The sequence below is a fragment of the Burkholderia sp. MSMB1072 genome (genome assembly GCF_001524725.1).
In the GTDB taxonomy this organism is placed as follows: Bacteria; Pseudomonadota; Gammaproteobacteria; order Burkholderiales; family Burkholderiaceae; genus Burkholderia.
In genome coordinates, this window is the sequence record NZ_LOYC01000042.1 from 1 (window position 1) to 15554 (window position 15554).

At 63.5% G+C, this 15554-nt stretch carries 13 protein-coding genes and 1 pseudogene; 10 read left to right on the forward strand and 4 right to left on the reverse strand.

Features of this window, described 5'->3' with window-relative positions:
- Positions 1-122: 122 nt before the first annotated feature.
- The 7 genes from virB11 to WS89_RS22460 all read left to right on the forward strand — a co-directional run bounded on the left by virB11 (position 123) and on the right by WS89_RS22460 (position 7421).
- Positions 123-1199 (forward strand): P-type DNA transfer ATPase VirB11, encoded by a 1077-nt coding sequence (gene virB11 / locus WS89_RS22440; protein WP_082741939.1) that lies wholly within the window; start codon positions 123-125, stop codon positions 1197-1199.
- Entirely contained in the window at positions 1159-1554 is a 396-nt protein-coding gene (locus tag WS89_RS22445) for a hypothetical protein (protein WP_257128202.1), read from the forward strand. The genes virB11 and WS89_RS22445 overlap by 41 nt, the downstream gene beginning before the upstream one ends.
- Positions 1554-3296 carry a type IV secretory system conjugative DNA transfer family protein gene (locus WS89_RS22450; protein WP_082741935.1) on the forward strand — a complete coding sequence of 581 codons (1743 nt, stop codon included), beginning with the start codon at positions 1554-1556 and terminating at the stop codon, positions 3294-3296. The genes WS89_RS22445 and WS89_RS22450 overlap by 1 nt, the downstream gene beginning before the upstream one ends.
- Complete coding sequence (locus tag WS89_RS32965) at positions 3293-5131, forward strand: PriCT-2 domain-containing protein (RefSeq protein ID WP_082741936.1); 1839 nt, start codon at positions 3293-3295, stop codon at positions 5129-5131. The genes WS89_RS22450 and WS89_RS32965 overlap by 4 nt, the downstream gene beginning before the upstream one ends.
- 78 nt (positions 5132-5209) lie before the next feature.
- Positions 5210-5770: a hypothetical protein gene (locus tag WS89_RS33940; protein ID WP_156440598.1), complete on the forward strand. Its 561-nt coding sequence runs from the start codon at positions 5210-5212 to the stop codon at positions 5768-5770.
- A 69-nt stretch (positions 5771-5839) separates the two neighbouring features.
- A complete protein-coding gene (locus WS89_RS32970; RefSeq protein ID WP_082741937.1) occupies positions 5840-6364 on the forward strand; it encodes a hypothetical protein in 525 nt (174 codons plus the stop codon).
- A 1-nt stretch (position 6365) separates the two neighbouring features.
- Positions 6366-7421 (forward strand): relaxase/mobilization nuclease domain-containing protein, encoded by a 1056-nt coding sequence (locus WS89_RS22460; protein ID WP_059793587.1) that lies wholly within the window; start codon positions 6366-6368, stop codon positions 7419-7421.
- 275 nt (positions 7422-7696) lie between these two features.
- On the opposite strand, the gene WS89_RS22465 is transcribed toward WS89_RS22460, so the two are convergent.
- On the reverse strand, positions 7697-8506 hold the full coding sequence (locus tag WS89_RS22465; protein ID WP_059793589.1) for a TlpA family protein disulfide reductase: 810 nt from the start codon (positions 8504-8506) through the stop codon (positions 7697-7699).
- A gap of 545 nt (positions 8507-9051) precedes the next feature.
- Positions 9052-10056, reverse strand: coding sequence for a hypothetical protein (locus tag WS89_RS22470; protein WP_059793591.1), 1005 nt, complete (start codon positions 10054-10056; stop codon positions 9052-9054).
- A 193-nt stretch (positions 10057-10249) separates the two neighbouring features.
- On the opposite strand from WS89_RS22470, the gene WS89_RS22475 reads away from it, so the two are divergent.
- Positions 10250-10975, forward strand: coding sequence for a class I SAM-dependent methyltransferase (locus tag WS89_RS22475; RefSeq protein ID WP_059793594.1), 726 nt, complete (start codon positions 10250-10252; stop codon positions 10973-10975).
- Positions 10976-11035: 60 nt separating this feature from the next.
- Here WS89_RS22475 and WS89_RS32975 read toward each other — a convergent pair.
- Positions 11036-11300 (reverse strand): annotated as a pseudogene (locus WS89_RS32975) (helix-turn-helix domain-containing protein).
- 215 nt (positions 11301-11515) lie between these two features.
- Between WS89_RS32975 and WS89_RS22480 the strand changes: the two are divergent.
- Positions 11516-13240, forward strand: coding sequence for an ABC transporter ATP-binding protein (locus WS89_RS22480; RefSeq protein ID WP_082741938.1), 1725 nt, complete (start codon positions 11516-11518; stop codon positions 13238-13240).
- Positions 13241-13433: 193 nt separating this feature from the next.
- On the opposite strand, the gene WS89_RS22485 is transcribed toward WS89_RS22480, so the two are convergent.
- Entirely contained in the window at positions 13434-14471 is a 1038-nt protein-coding gene (locus WS89_RS22485; RefSeq protein ID WP_059793596.1) for an aldo/keto reductase, read from the reverse strand.
- A 127-nt stretch (positions 14472-14598) separates the two neighbouring features.
- Between WS89_RS22485 and WS89_RS22490 the strand changes: the two genes are divergently transcribed.
- Positions 14599-15480, forward strand: a complete 882-nt coding sequence (locus tag WS89_RS22490; protein WP_059793597.1) for a LysR family transcriptional regulator — start codon at positions 14599-14601, stop codon at positions 15478-15480.
- Positions 15481-15554 lie beyond the last annotated feature (74 nt).

The window sequence follows — 15554 nt, forward strand, 5'->3', positions numbered from 1 at the left end:
GGCTCTGGCAGCAATGCTAACCCGCGCTTGATTCCTCACGGCAGGCCAGCCTTTGCCCCGCGGGAGTCATACTGACTGATGCACTATCCGTGTTACCCGACGACGCGTCGGTGAGGGAGTTGATGCGTCCGTTTGCACCATTGCTCGAAGATGCAGAAGTCACCGAGCTCGTGATCAATCGCCCACAGCGCGTACTAACTGAAACTCGTCTAGGCTGGCAAGCGCACGAGCGCTTGGAGCTCGACTTCGAGCGACTGATGGCGTTTTCCGTCGCGATTGCGACCCTGACGAATCAGGGCATTTCAGCCGAACGTCCATTGCTCTCAGCACTGCTGCCGGGCAACGCGCGCATCCAGATTGCTGTACCGCCAGCGGTTCCTCCGGGCTCGGTTTCAGTAACGATTAGGCGACCGTCCGCCGAGGGGAAGACGCTCGAGTGCTATCGCGACGAGGGGCTTTTTGAGACGACGCAGTGGCATCGCCCGAGCGACCTCGATACGGCGAAATCGGCCTTGCATGCAGCAGACCAGTTGCTCATCGAACGGCTTGAAGCACGCGAGTTTGCGACTTTCTTTGAGCGCGCCGTGCAGGCGCGCAAGAACATCGTCGTTGTCGGTGCCACTGGCTCTGGCAAAACGAGCTTTATGCGCAGTTTGTGTCGATATTTGCCGTCGAACGAACGCATCGTGACGATCGAAGACGTGCGCGAACTATTCATCTGGCATCTGGACAACTGCGTGCATCTTTTGTACAGCAAGGGCGAACAGGGCCGCGCCCGCATCACGCCCGCCGACTTGATTGCCAGCGCCATGCGCATGCGACCCGATCGGGTATTGCTTGCCGAGTTGCGTGGCTCGGAAGCGTACGATTTTTTGAAGCTGCTGACGACTGGACACGCGGGGTCGATGACGAGCTTTCATGCCTCCAGTGCGCGCGTTGCCATCGAACGCTTCGCGTTAATGGCCAAAGAGCACCCGGAGGCCGCGGCGTGGGACGTTGCATCGCTTAAGCGCTTGCTGTGTCTCACGATCGACGTGGTTGCGCACATGCAGGCGCGGGCGGTGCTCGACTCGCACGGTGCTCAGATTGGCAAACGCTGGACGATGACTGAAGTGTGGTTCGATCCGCTGCACAGAATCGGGCAGGTGGATAATCAGAGTGGAGGGAATCGTGATGCGACAGCCACGTCCGATTTCTGACTGGCATTCGTTCTCGTGGCGCGCGACGATTGTCACGCTCTGCGTGGTCATCGGGATGTTGATGGGGCTTTGCGTTGCCGTGTGGTTAGCTACCTGCACGCTATACGTGAGCTTGCATCTCAATCCGCTTCGCGCGCATTGGTCGGCATGGGTCGATGCACTTCTGGCGTGGTCAGACGGCGGCCTGCCGAATATGGGTAGGCGTTTGGCCGGTGCGGGTTTCATCGGATTGGCCATTGCTTTTGGCAGTCCGGTGCTTGCCATCTACGTATGGCTTGAGCGGGCAGCGCGCCGGGCGCTTTACGGCGACGCGCGTTTTGCCACCGATGCTGATATTCGCAAGGCGGGATTGTGATGAGGCAGGGCTTGCTCACGCCACCAAACCCAGCGCTTGTCGTAGGCCGCTGGCGTAGTCGCTATCTGCGCTTCACGGGCCAGCAGTTCGTGTTGCTTGCGGCACCCGCGCGTTCGGGCAAGGGTGTTAGCGTCGTCGTGCCGAACCTGCTGAGCTATCCCGATTCTGTCGTGGTGCTCGACATTAAACAGGAGAATTTTCAGCTAACTGCCGGCTTTCGGCACGCACACGGGCACGCGGTATATCTCTTTAACCCCTTTGCGGAGGATGGCCGAACGCACCGGTATAACCCGCTATCCGTAATCGGCGACGGGGTGTTTCGTGTGGGCGACATCCTGGCCATTAGCCATGTACTGTACCCGGCGGGTGGACACGACGAATTCTGGAAAGACCAGGCCCGCAATCTGTTCCTCGCGCTCGTACTGTTGCTGTGCGAATGGCGCGATGCTCGCCACGCGGAGGTGGCCGATGCGCCGGACTATCCGGTGACAATGGGTGAGGTACTACGCCAGTCCTCGGGAAACGGGATGCCGCTTAAGGTCTATTTGCAACGGGTGTTGGCGCGAGATCGACAGTGTTTGAGCCGAGCCTGTGTTGACGCGCTGAATCGCTTTCTCTCCAACGACGAAAAGGTGCTGGCCAGCATCCTGGCGACATTTAATGCGCCACTCACAATCTGGGCCAATCCGATCGTCGATGCGGCAACGAGTGCGAACGACTTCGACTTGAGAGACGTGAGAAAGCGCCGAATGTCCGTGTATCTCGGTGTAACGCCAGACCATCTGAGCGAAGCAGCGCTGCTGATGAATCTGGTCTTTTCTCAGCTCGTGAATCTGAATACCAAGGAGCTGCCGCAGAACAATCCCGATCTGAAATATCAGTGTCTGCTATTGCTGGATGAGATGACATCAATCGGCAAAATTCAGATCCTCGCGCGAGCAGTGGCCTACATGGCCGGCTACGATCTGCGCTTGCTCTCGATTGTGCAATCCGTTTCCCAACTCGAATCGGTCTACGGCCGTGCCGACGCGAGAAGCTTCGTGACGAATCATGCGATGCAGATCCTGTTTGCACCTCGCGAGCAGGCAGATGCCAACGCATACTCGGAGATGCTGGGCACGCGTACGACACATTCGCGCACAACGAGCCGCTCAGGGGGCATCTTCGCGGGCCGAGGTGGCACAAGTGAGAGCTTGTCCGAACAGCGCAGGCCGTTGATGTTGCCGCAGGAACTCAAAGAGCTCGGTCGTGACAAGGAGATCATCCTTCTTGAAAATACCCGGCCAATTATGGCCGATCGGATTTGCTACTGGCGTGATCCGGTCTTCACGTCACGTCTGATGGATGCGCCCATGGTGCCGGCACTAGATATCGCCGGATTTACTGCTCAAATCGAGCACCGGGTAATGGACTTGGCAGACGACGAAGTCAATGCCCATACCTCGAGTCTTGCACACGTTTTACCTGATTATCTGGAAAGTGCTCAGGCATGGGATCCGCAGGACTTGTCGCAACCGTTGGACGATATCAGTTGCGAGGACGTTGATGCATACGTGGGACAGCAATTTGCGTTGTTTGGCGCGCCAACCGATGACACAGCGCGCGCTCGAGGCCATTTGTCGGATAACAAAGCCGGTACAGCCGGGGCTGCACCGGCCAAAGGGCACTCGTGTCAAAGTGCGCGCCGTACCCGGACATCTGCCCGTACCAGCGAGGTGTCTGCGGGTGGAGCAAACCCATGAACGGTCCCTTCGTGAGCGAGACAGAGCGGGTGCGTGCCGCTTTGTCCACGATCCCGGCCGACGACTATACGACCTGGGTCGACATGGCGTTTGCGGTGAAGCAAGGGTTTGGCGACGCAGGCTTCGATCTATGGGATGCATGGAGCCAAACGGCATCCAATTACGATGCGCGAGCCGCCCGTGTGACGTGGCGTTCGGCGAGCCAAAATGGGGGGAAGACACTCGCGTCGCTGTTTTGGCTAGCCAGTCGGCATGGGTTTGACCTAGCCGACTTACGTGTGCTTGGCAATCGTACGAGTTCTACCGCGACGCGTTCCGCCCCCAAGGTCGACGGTGGGGCCGAACGCACGCGAAAAAGCCAGGCAAGACGAGCCGCCGTCGCGCGTGAGGCGCGAGCGATCTGGCGATGGGCGCGCCCACTCGCGCCCGACCACCCCTATCTGACGCGCAAGCGGATCCAGTCGGTGCCCGGGCTACGTGAGCTCGAAGCGGAGGAGTTGCACGTGTTGCTCGGCTACGTGCCGAAATGCACCGACGAGCCACTTTGTGGTCGCGTTTTGATCGTGCCGGTCCGTATTGGGGATCGAATCTCGACGCTCGAGCTGATTGATCGTGATGGACGTAAATCCGCACTGGCGGGTGGCGCAAAAGCTGGTGGCTGCTGGGAAGCCGTACCAAAGCAAAGTCTTGGCGAGGTACGCGTGCCGATCATGATCGCCGAAGGCGTGGCAACGGCTGTGTCGGCATGGCAAGCAACCGGATGGTACTCGCTTGCCGCCTTATCGAGCGGCAATCTGCTCAAGGTGGCACTTGCCTGGCGCGCGCGGTATCCGCAAGCCGACCTCGTTATTCTGGCTGACCTCGGTGCGGGCTACGCGCATGCCGTGCATGCGGCGCGCGATGCCCAGGCGAGATTGGTGGCTCCCGAGTTCAGGCAAGGCTCTGGTATCGACAACCAGGTACCGACAGACTTCAACGATATGGCGGTGCTCAGTGGAATCGGCGCTCTTGGCGAGTTTTTACGAAGCGCTGTTCGTGGCAGCCCCATACTTGCACCGCTTGACGCAGGTATGGACAACATGGTGGCAAACAGCATGTCATTTAACCTAGCGGGAGGTCAGGATATGGCGCGCGCGAGGGCAGACAAGGGCGCAGGTGCGGGCGAGGCGGGACAACACACCATGCCGAACGGTTCAAGTGACGGGGAAACAGCAGTGCGAACGCCAGACAATGGGCACACGGCAAGACCTTCTGATGCGGGGATCGGCCTGCAGGGTGAGTCTGTGTCGAGCGAGAGCGCGGTCGAGTTATCGCGTCGGCCGCCCGGGGCGTTGCTTTATGGGCTCGACGTGGTGCCGGCGGAAGTCAAGGCGTTGGCCCAGCATCGGTTTGGTGCCACGTTAAGGATGGCGACACCACGAGAACACGGCGGCCCGTATCGAGGAGAGGTGTTCAATACCGAACATTATCTCGTTCAAGAGGTCGCGCCGCGAAGCGTGGTATTTCACGCCAAGACGCAGATGACGTTTGTCTCGGACCGGTTGCGATGGATGAACGAAAATCATCGCTTAAACGGTGCGGATGTACAAATTGGCTACGAGGGCGACCGAGCGAAAGTCTATCCGTGGGACCGCGCGCGCGATCAGCTCGAGCGTGCGGTGGCCTCGCTGAAAAAATCGGCGCGGGAAATGGGACTGGGCGAAGACATGGACGCGAAGCTCGACGCATTGCAGAGTGCGTCATGGGAGCGTGTAAAAGCAGCGCGTGCGACTGCGCTCGCACAAGCGAAGACGCGCACACAAGGTCGGGCCGATACCGATGACCCACCGCGGTAGTCGATAGCGTGATACGCAGTATTCGGATTTTCACCACATAGATTGGCCTTACAGATCGAACGATAGGCGAGGTTCGTCATGGATGAACGTGACTGGTTGTCACCACACGAGACTGGCGCAGATCCGATCACGAACATGATCGAGCCGGATTTACCACTGGAGATTAAATCCGATCGACACAGTGCGACCGGCAGACCTCTGGTCGATCTGTCCAGCTACATAACGACACACATGCGTTGGCAACGAGAGTTCGACGCAGCCCGCGCTCGTTTGTGCAAACAAGCCGCACGGAATCCGCGCATGGATGCTCAAGTTGATCCCGGGTCTACCGATATCTCTGGCATCTGCGACGAACCAGCTAACGTGTCGCTGCCTCGAGATGTATGCGTAGCTGATTCCGAGCACTCACGGGACGTAATGCTGCGCCAGTCGACGCCCGATATTCATGCAATCCAGCTTGCCACGTTCGTGGCAGCCATGCGCGAGCAGGGTTTCCGCGGCCGCTCGCTCGATCGTGTCAAGCAAGGCGCCGCGCGCATGCTCGACGCATTTCGCGCCGACGGGGGCGAGCCTCCCCTACCGCGGGCCTTCGTCCCGCAGGCGGTGTCCACACGAACATGGCAAGCGAAACAAAGGTGAGCGCGCTTGCAGCAGCGGGAAGTCGAGCGTGTGCTTGCGTTGCCTGCGATACCTGAAAGGTAGACGGACATGGGATCGAGAACTCGAACACGCGTTGCTGTTGAACTGGGTACGCTCAAACCCATCTGGGCGGCCTGGTGTGCGCAGCGTGGCGTGCTACCGGGCGAAGGGTTGCGCCGACTCGTGGCCGAGACGGTGGGAATTACTGTCGAGCCGCCGGACATGGCGCGGTTGCTCGAACCGCTGAGCGAGCGCGAAGTACGAATCGGAGTGGGGCTCGCGCGTGCCGAACTGGAATGTGTCAAAGGACAGGCCTATCTGCACGGCTTTACGCCGAATCGATGGATTGCCGCATTGGTTCGGGCACACCTGACAAATCAACCACAGTTCGGAAACCGCGAACTAATGCTGCTCGCGGAGTCGAATCGACAACTTGCTGCAATTCGTACGCGACTGAACGAACTGGCGAGGCACACGGATGCTAGCGAGCGCATGGAGGGATTCGATTGGGAGCAGCTTCGCGGCAAGATCGACGCGCACTTGCGCACGGTGGTGAAACATCTACAAAGTAATCTAGACCGATGGAGCCGCTGATATGCCGTTTCCTAAAGCCTATGTCGACTCGCTTCTGGTCAATTGGGGAGATCGGTTATTCCCCGAGCCGCTGTGGCACTCACGCGCCCTCTATTTGTCGCACGGCCCGCTACCATGCGACGCACAGCGCATGCGTGAGCGGCTGGCTTTGACGCTCCGGCGTGCCCCCGAAGTTATGGTACGGATTACAAATCGCGCTTCGGGCGCCCAGGGCATGGGTGCGGTACGCCGCCACTTGCAATATATCTCGCGCCACGGTCGTGTCGGACTAGAGGATCAGGACGCACGTGTGATCGCCGGGGATGCCGCATTGCAGGATCTGTGCGAGGAATGGAAATGGGGCGGCTTGGGACTACCGGAACAGAGCCGACATCGTGAAACGTTCAATGTGATGCTGTCGATGCCGCCCGGTACGAGCGGCAAGGCGGTGCGCAATGCGGCCCGAGCGTTTGCACGGGAGATTTTTGGAGATGGACGACCGTATGTGTTTGCCCAGCATGATGACGAAGCACATCCTCATGTGCATCTGTGCGTTCAGGTGCGTGGTCCTGACGGGCGGCGTATGAATCCGCGCAGGCAGGATCTGCGGCACTGGCGAGACGAGTTTGCTCGACAGTTGCGCGAACAGGGCGTGGAGGCTAATGCGACGCCGAGACTGGTGCGCGGCCAGACGCAGCGCTTGCCGAAACAGGCCGTTGTTCGGATGGCCTCTCGCGGCGTTGCTCCGCGGTTTTACCAGCCTATGATTAGCGAGAGGGCGCAACGCTCACTGTGGCGCGCGCATATCGAATCATTGAGCGTCTGGCGCGAGCTTGCGCACGCATTGGCCAACTCTGTCGAGCCTGAAGACCGTGCCATGGCGATGCGCGTTGTGGAGTTCGTGCGGCGCATGCCGGTGCGGCGATTGGATCCCGAAGCGCTGCCGCGGGATAGCGCTGTCGCGCAATCGCGGCGCGCCCAATTGTCCGAACGGCCGCGCAGTTCGTATGCCCCGGAACGACAGCGGAGTAGGGGCGGTGAGCACCACGAGATCGATCCGCCATTGGAAAGGGATTGATCGCGATCGTGCGTGCGCCGGACATACGCGAGGCGACGAAATCACTCAACGGGTTATCGTTCAGTCGGCGCGCGTCAGGGTGGGAAACGGCTTGCTCCGGCGCGCAGCTTTTCCCCCTTGGTCTGGTACGGTCAATCGGCTTGCAGGCAGGCTAACGTAATCATGAGGAGCGCGTCATGACGAAGCACGATTCCCTGAGGGTGACATCAAGGAGCAGGCATGGGAGGCGAATCGTCACAGCCTGGCGCGGGCGGCCGCGGCCGGCGCGCCGCGCGTTACCGGCTCAAGCGTTGCGTGACGGTGTCCTTCAGTCGCGCGGCGGTCAGCTCGCCCATGTGTGATTCGACGAGTTCTCCTTTCGCGTTGAAGAATAGCGTGGTCGGTAGCCCACGCGAACCGTACGCGTGCATCGCGTGCAGCGAAGGATCGAGCAATACGTGATCGAAGTGCAGGCCCTGCTGCTCGAGGAACGTACGCACGGCTTGCGCATTTTCCCCTTGGTTGAGCATCAGCACCGTGATGCCCTGATGGTCGTGCTGCGCTTGTTGGAGGATCGGCATCTCGCGCCGGCATGGCGCGCACCACGTCGCCCACAGGTTCACGACGACCGGCTTGCCGACGAAGCCCGCGGGCAACACGGGCGTTGAATCGAGTGCCTGGAGCGGCATCGCGGCAAGCGACGGCGCGCCGCGCTGCAACGTCGCCAGCGTGCCTTGCGCGATGCCCCACGCTGCGAGGCCCGCGACGATGCCGGCTAGCACGGGCCGACGCAGCGCGGGCAGGCGGCGCAGGCGCCAGCCCGCGAACACCAACGCGGCTGCGATACCGATGCGCGCGTCGAAGCCGCCATCGCCGAGCGCGACGATCGCACGCGGCGACGTCGCATAGTCCGGCCACCATTGCGCGACATAAGCGACTCGCGCGGCAATCAACCCGAGCAGCAGCACGTCGAGGATCAGACTCGACGCGGTCTTGTGATGCCCGTCGGGAGGACGGCGCTGGACGAAGCGCGCGACGAGCCACGCCAGCAGCGCGGCGACGGCTACCGCGACGACGCGGATCGAGAATGGACCGATGCTCAGCATGAGATAGGAAGAATGGATGTGTTCGAGCGGGGCCGGCGACGGGATTGTCCGCCGCGGCGGCGAAGCCATCGACGGCCGCGTCGGCGGTTCGACCGGTTGTCGCGTCCAGGGGTTCCCTTCGAGAGCGTAACGGCGTGTTGCGGATCGCGATACACGTGCGGAGAGCTCGAGGGCTGCGCGAGGTTCACGCCACCATGCAGCGAATCAGACCGGTCTGATGGTCAGCAGCATATCGTTCGTCAACAATACGCAGGCCGGTCTGGTGTGGTGTCCGCCGGTATCCCGTATAGGGATCTCTCCTTGACGGCCGCTCCGCTCGCGAGCGGCCGCTTTTTCATCGTCATGCGCGCGCGCGTGCGTGAATGCCTTGTGGCGGTCGGTGGGCGCGGCCGCGCTCCGGTGCATATCGGCTGATTCAACGGAATAGGAACGCTGCCAGATGCGAGCACAGGGCATTCACTCGTGCGCGAAGTGAACGATGCGGCAGACGGCTGCTATCGCTCCGTGAGTTCGCCGTTCGTTTCGTTCGCACGCGAGGTGCTTCGTCACCGGACGTTGCCTGAACCCATTCCACCGAGCCGATACGCGGTAAAGAATTCGTACCACGGCGACCCCTGCGCGACCGGCACACCGAGTGCCGCCGTCCGCTGTTTCAGCGCACCGAATATATCGTTGATGAGCATATCGAGCGTCCTGTCGCGGAATGGAACCGATTGCGCTCGCCCCGCGGCGAACGCGCCATACGCGATCGCCAGCAGGCGTGCGCGGTCGTCGACTGCCGCGATCGTCGCGTCGATCGTTTCGACGAAGCGCGGCCGGTCTTCATCGCGCGCCGCGGACAGGCACAGGAACACGATCGCCGATAGTTCGTGCCGGTCCTGCACCCGCAGCAGCGCAGGCAGCCGTGCAACGATCCGTTCCACCGGTTCCTCGCGCAGCGCATCGCCGAAGTCGAGCACGGCGGTCATCGGGTTCGTGCCTGCTTTCACGCGATCGAGCGCCGGTGGTGGGGCCGACGACGCGCCGTCCCGCACCGCAGCGGGCGCGGACCGCAACGCGTCGGCCACCTGCTGCGCCCACTCGGGAAAGATCATCCGGACGTTGCCGAACTGCTCGCCGCCTTGCGCGGCCGGGTTCCACCGATAGACGATCGTGCCGCCGCGAATGAACGGTGAATACAGGTGCTCGGGCGTTTGCGGCAGCGGGCGCCGGTTGATCGGCAACCACGCGAGCGTGAGCCAGTCGTAGCGGCCGGTAGCAGGCACCGATGGGCTCGAACTCGCGACGACCTGCCAGGTGCCGCGATTCGCATAGCGGCGGCGTGCGTCGGGTACCGCAACAGTCCGGCCTTTCGCGGTGTCGAAATACGTCGTGCCGGTGACGTTCGCGCCGCTGTCCGCGGCCGGCGTGATGGTCGAGATGACCCACGGCGCGCCGTCCGCCGAGCGGTAATCGGACAGCTTCAGCGTTGCCACGTCGTGTACCATGCGCGTTTCCGCCGCGACGGGACTTGGCGGGGCATCGGCGGGCGCGGCGAAGATACTCGGCATGGGCTTTCCTCGGAATCGGGTACGCATCGTCGAGCGTGGGCGATGCGCGGTGGCGCGGGTGGCGTTCTCGTAACTGTAGAACGCCGTGACCTGAAACGGAAACTGGCCAAACGGGGTAATCGGTGCACGCGTGCGCCGCTTCGGCTTACGATGCGCATCCTGAGCCAACGACGCATACCGGGCGGGAGCACGCATGACCGACACGAAAGCCATTACCGAACACTGGACGCGGGTCGCCGACCAATGGATCGGCTGGGCCGGCAAGCCGGGTCACGATGCGTTCTGGAAATATCGCGCGGGGCTCGCGGCCTACATCGGTCGGGGCACCGGCGCCGCGCTGGAGATCGGCTGCGGCGAAGGCCGCGTGAGCCGCGAACTGAAGGCGCTCGGCTACGACGTGACCGCGAGCGACGCGGTGCCCGCGATGCTCGATGCCGCGCGTCGCGCGGATTCCGCGCATCGCTATCGGCGGGCCGACGCGGCCGCGCTGCCGTTCGATGCGGCCAGCTTCGATCTCGTGATGGCGTACAACGTGCTGATGGATCTCGACGACATGCAGGGCGCGTTGAACGAGGCGCGCCGCGTGCTGAAGCCCGGCGGCATGCTGTTCATCTCGCTCGTGCATCCGTTTCGCGATCGCGGCGGATTCGCCGGGCCGCAGCCCGATGCGCCGTTCGTGCTGACGGGCAGCTATTTCGGGCGCGAGCATTTCGACGGCGTGGAAACGCGCGACGGGCTGTCGATGCATTTCGCGGGCTGGTCGCTGCCGCTGCAGGCATATATGGAGGCGCTGGAAGCGGCCGGGTTCGCGATCGTGTCGCTGCGCGAGCCGCCGCCAGATCGCGCCGATACGGACCAGTTGAAGCAGTGGGCGCGTGTGCCGTTGTTTTTGTGGATCAAGGCGCGGCCGGTGGGGTGAGAGAAGCCTGGGCTTGTTCCTACTGGCTGACTGCCTTTCACGTAGACGTGAAGGCGCATGTCACGCGTCTCCCATCGCGCGTTGTTCGGCCAGCACGTCGTCCAGCGTGCGCCCGTGCCCGCGCTTGACCAGCTCGCAGATCATATCCTGCAGCCTCGAGGAGGCGAACGAGCGCAGATACGCACATGTCGCCTCGCGCAAGCGTTTCCATGCGTGCAAGCGTCGTGCGTGCGACACCGGCGTGCTCAGTCAGTTCTTTCTGTGAAAGACCTGCTGCGTAGCGAACATCTTTCAGCATCTCTCCGACATCGGCAAGTGTTGTCATTTGTAGTCCCTAGGCATCGTAAATTGCCAAGTTGATTCCGATTGCGATCCCTCTGCTACGAATCGGCACGTCGAAGTTGTAGCCCTAGGGATACAAAAACTCCCAAAAAACGAAGATTGTGTATCCCTGAGGCTACCAAAGCAGTCGGCGCGATTCTGTTAGACTTTTCGGCCGCCTGTCGCCAACGAGCCGCACCGCGCCCCGTTCTTCGCGCCATGAACGAACACCACGTGCCGAATCCGATCGCCGAGGTCCTGCGGGCCTACTGGAAAGCCGATCGCTGGATGTTGCTGGCGGTGGCGGTGGTCGTCGTGCTCTCGAGTACGAGCGCCGTTGCCGCGCCCTATCTGTTCTCGCGCTTGATCGATGCGCTATCGCATCGTGGCACGCTCGGCGCGCTGATTCCCGGCTTCCTGCTCTATGCCGTCCTGCTGGGCGTATCAAGTGCGTTGCAACGCGTGGTGCAGTATCTGGCGTTCATGAGCGCGGAAAATCTGGGATTCGTCCTGAGCACGCGTTTCTTCGCGCGCATCCTGAAGAAGACCACGGCCTTCTTCGTCGAACACAATCCGGCGGAAATACAGAACGCGAACGCGCGCGGGCGTTCGTCGCTGGCGGTGCTCGTGCAGCTCGGCCTCATGGGCCTGATTCCCGGCGTGCTGCAGATCGTGCTGACGCTCGTGACGCTCGGCGCGCTGATCAATCTCGAGGTGGTGGCGATCGCCGCTGCGTACGGCGTGATCGCGGTGGCGATCGCGGTGGTGTCTGCGCGCCGCTCGCGTGCATTCCTCGATCGTGCGGTCGAAGCCGGACAGGAGAATGCGCGGTTCGTCGGCGGCGCGATCAACGCGATGGAAACGCTCCGGCATTTTGGCAGCCACCGCTGGATGAACGAGCGTTTCGCGGACAAGGCGCGGATCGTGCGGGACAACTGGCGTGCTTACGTGGCGCGGCACGTCGGCTATCTCGCGCTGCTGGGCCTCGGCCTCGCGATCCAGTTCGCCGTGACGTTCTGGCTGCTTCTGCCGCGTCACGCGGCCGGCATGCTGTCGATCGGCGACATCGTGCTGTTCAACACGCTGCTGCTGCAGCTCAACCAGCCGTTCGACATGATCGCGCGGTCCATCGACGAAATCGCGCGCGCCCGGGCGACGCTCGTGCCGTTCGCGGCGATGTGGGCGGCACCCGAAGAGCGGCAGGTGTCGCATGCGTCGACGTTCGTGCCGCGCGAAGGACGCATGGTGTTCGACCGCGTCGGCTATGCGTACGGCAACGGCCGCGGCGTGACCGATGTCGCCTTCGTCGCCGAGCGCGGCGCGATCACGTTCGTCGTCGGCGAAACGGGCGCGGGGAAATCCACGGTGTTCAAGCTGGCGCTGAAATCGATCGAGCCGACCGCCGGGCGCATTCTGGTCGACGGCGTCGATCTAGCGGCGATCGACCGCGCCGACTGGTACGGCACGGTGGCCGTCGTGCCGCAGGACGTCGTGCTGCTGAACGAAAGCCTGGAGGACAACATCCTGCTCGGCCGCCCGCGCGATGCGCAACGCCTGCGCGACGCGGCTGCGAAGGCCACGATCCTGCCGTTCGTCGAAGGGTTGCCGGACGGCTTTCGGACCACCGTGGGCGAACGCGGGCTGAAGCTGTCGGGCGGCGAACGCCAGCGCATCGCGATCGCGCGTGCGCTGTACGGCAAGCCGACCGTGCTGTTTCTCGACGAGGCGAGCTCCGCGCTCGACGAAGCCACCGAGCGCGACATCATGGAGCACGTGCGGCTGCTGGCCCGTGACGTCACGGTGATCGCGATCACACACCGGCGTTCGGTCATCGGGCCGACCGACAAGGTCGTGCGGCTCGGCGCCGCCGAGGAGCCTGATGCCGGAGACATCGAGTTCGACCCTCCGCGTGCGGACATCAGGATCAAACAGGTTGATTTCTGACGGACCATCGGATGACGGTCGACGAAAAATGCCGTGAAGGCGGCCCGTCGTACAGGGGCCGAATGACCGGAACGTCGCAGGCCGCTACGATAGGAAGTTCGCGGCGCGATGGGTAGGCTCATGGCGGTCGCGCTTTCTGGTGCCACGGCGGACCACGGCGGCGCTGACCGTCGCGCCGCGTCGCCGTGGCCACTTACCCCCGCATCGGCGGATTGAGCCGCGCGAACGCCTCCTGCCGGCGATACGGAAAGTACGGGTAAGGCGCTTCCACCGCACTCGCCGCGTCGAGCTTCGCGATCTGCGCATCGGTCAGCGCCCAGCCGACCGCGCCGAGGTTCTGCCGCAACTGTTCCTCGTTGCGCGCGCCGACGATCACCGACGACACGGTCGGGCGCTGCAGCAGCCAATTCAGCGCGATCTGCGGCACCGTCTTGCCGGTTTCCTCCGCGATCGCGTCGAGCGCATCGACCACGTCGTACAGTCGTTCGTCGTCGACCGGCGGCCCGTAGCTGGCCGTTTCATGCAGGCGGCTGCCTTCGGGCAGCGGCGCATTGCGCCGGATCTTGCCGGTGAGCCGGCCCCAGCCGAGCGGGCTCCACACGAGCGCTCCGAGGCCTTGATCGGCGCCGAGCGGCATCAGGTCCCACTCGTAGTCGCGGCCGACGAGCGAGTAGTAGACCTGGTTCGCCACGTAGCGCGACCAGCCGTGCCGGTCGGCGGCCGCGAGCGACTTCATGATCTGCCAGCCGGCGAAGTTCGACACGCCGATATAGCGCAGCTTGCCTGCGCGCACCAGATCGTCGAGCGTCGACATCACTTCCTCGACCGGCGTGCCGGCGTCGAACGCATGCAGTTGCAGCAGGTCGATGTAGTCGGTGTCGAGACGGCGCAGCGCGTCGTCGACGGCGCGCACCAGCCGCGCGCGCGACGTGCCTGCGTCGTTCGGGCCGTCGCCGGTCGGCAGGCCGGTCTTGGTCGAGATCAGCACCTGGTCGCGGCGCCCCTTGAGTGCGGCGCCGAGCACGCGCTCGGACGCGCCGTCGGAGTACACGTCCGCCGTGTCGAACAGGTTGACGCCCGCTTCGAGGCAGATGTCGATCAGGCGGCGCGCTTCGTCGACGCCAGTATTGCCCCATGCACTGAACAGCGGGCCGGTGCCGCCGAAGGTACCGGCGCCGAAGCTCAGGACGGGAACCTTGAGGCCGGAGCGGCCGAGCGTACGGTATTCCATGGGCGTTTTCTCTCGTCGTGTGAGCGCGGCACGGCCGCGCGTCGATCGTCAGGCGACCAATGTATCGTTTGCGCCTTTTCCCGATAATCCCGAAGATGACGAAAATATCCTTCGGAAGGAGCGAACAATGCTGCTCGACAACCTGGCGCTGTTCCTGCGCATCGTGGAAAAGGGCGGGCTGGCCGCGGCCGGCCGCGAGGTCGGCCTGTCGCCGGCCACGGTGTCCGAGCGGCTGACGGCGCTCGAGCGCCACTACGGCGCGGCGCTGCTCACGCGCACGACGCGCGCGATCAGCCTGACCGACGAAGGGCGCACGCTGGTGGACGGCGCGCGACGTTTGCTGGCCGAGGCCGACGAACTCGAAAGCCGCGTGCGACTGGGCGTGCAGACGCTGTCGGGGCCGGTGCGGCTGAGCGCGCCGGCCGATCTCGGGCGCGAGCGCGTCGTGCCCGTCGTCGACGCATTCCTGGCCGAACATCCGGGCGTGACGGTCGACCTGCATCTCGGCGACGGGTATGTCGACCTCGTCGGGCAGGGGCTCGATTTCGCGATCCGCCGCGGCACGCTGGCGGACAGTTCGCTGCGCAGCCGTTCGCTCGGCCGGGCGCGGCGCGTGGTGTGTGCGTCGCCTGCGTATCTCGCCGCGCATGGCAGGCCGATACACCCGGACGATCTCGGCCGGCACGACTGCATCGTGATGCGCTTCGGCCAGGAGCTGTATGCCGAATGGCCGTTCAGTATCGATGGCGCGTTGAAGCGCGTGGCGGTGCGCGGGCGGCGCGTCGCCAACGACGGGGCGCTCGTGCGCGCGTGGTGCATCGCCGGGCACGGCGTCGCGCTGAAGTCGCTGGTCGACGTCGAGCGGGACCTGGCGTCGGGTGCGCTCGTCGAGGTGCTCGATGCGTTCTCGCCGGGCGACGTGGATCTGCAGATCGTCTATCCGGGAAGTGTCGCGCAGCCGCGGCGCGTGCGGGCGTTGATCGATAGACTCGCGCAGGCGCTGGCGTAAAGGCACGTGGCCCGCGCGGCCTGCGAGACGTTGCGGCGCCGGTCTCGCTGCGATCGCATCGAATGCGCGAGGAG

Excerpts from the sequence above, each read along its gene's own strand:
- virB11 (WP_082741939.1), top strand. The coding sequence starts at position 123 with ATGCGTCCGTTTGCACCATTGCTCGAAGATGCAGAAGTCACCGAGCTC.
- WS89_RS22450 (WP_082741935.1), top strand. The coding sequence starts at position 1,554 with ATGAGGCAGGGCTTGCTCACGCCACCAAACCCAGCGCTTGTCGTAGGC.
- WS89_RS32965 (WP_082741936.1), top strand. The coding sequence starts at position 3,293 with ATGAACGGTCCCTTCGTGAGCGAGACAGAGCGGGTGCGTGCCGCTTTG.
- WS89_RS33940 (WP_156440598.1), top strand. The coding sequence starts at position 5,210 with ATGGATGAACGTGACTGGTTGTCACCACACGAGACTGGCGCAGATCCG.
- WS89_RS32970 (WP_082741937.1), top strand. The coding sequence starts at position 5,840 with ATGGGATCGAGAACTCGAACACGCGTTGCTGTTGAACTGGGTACGCTC.
- WS89_RS22460 (WP_059793587.1), top strand. The coding sequence starts at position 6,366 with ATGCCGTTTCCTAAAGCCTATGTCGACTCGCTTCTGGTCAATTGGGGA.
- WS89_RS22465 (WP_059793589.1), bottom strand. The coding sequence starts at position 8,506 with ATGCTGAGCATCGGTCCATTCTCGATCCGCGTCGTCGCGGTAGCCGTC.
- WS89_RS22470 (WP_059793591.1), bottom strand. The coding sequence starts at position 10,056 with ATGCCGAGTATCTTCGCCGCGCCCGCCGATGCCCCGCCAAGTCCCGTC.
- WS89_RS22475 (WP_059793594.1), top strand. The coding sequence starts at position 10,250 with ATGACCGACACGAAAGCCATTACCGAACACTGGACGCGGGTCGCCGAC.
- WS89_RS22480 (WP_082741938.1), top strand. The coding sequence starts at position 11,516 with ATGAACGAACACCACGTGCCGAATCCGATCGCCGAGGTCCTGCGGGCC.
- WS89_RS22485 (WP_059793596.1), bottom strand. The coding sequence starts at position 14,471 with ATGGAATACCGTACGCTCGGCCGCTCCGGCCTCAAGGTTCCCGTCCTG.
- WS89_RS22490 (WP_059793597.1), top strand. The coding sequence starts at position 14,599 with ATGCTGCTCGACAACCTGGCGCTGTTCCTGCGCATCGTGGAAAAGGGC.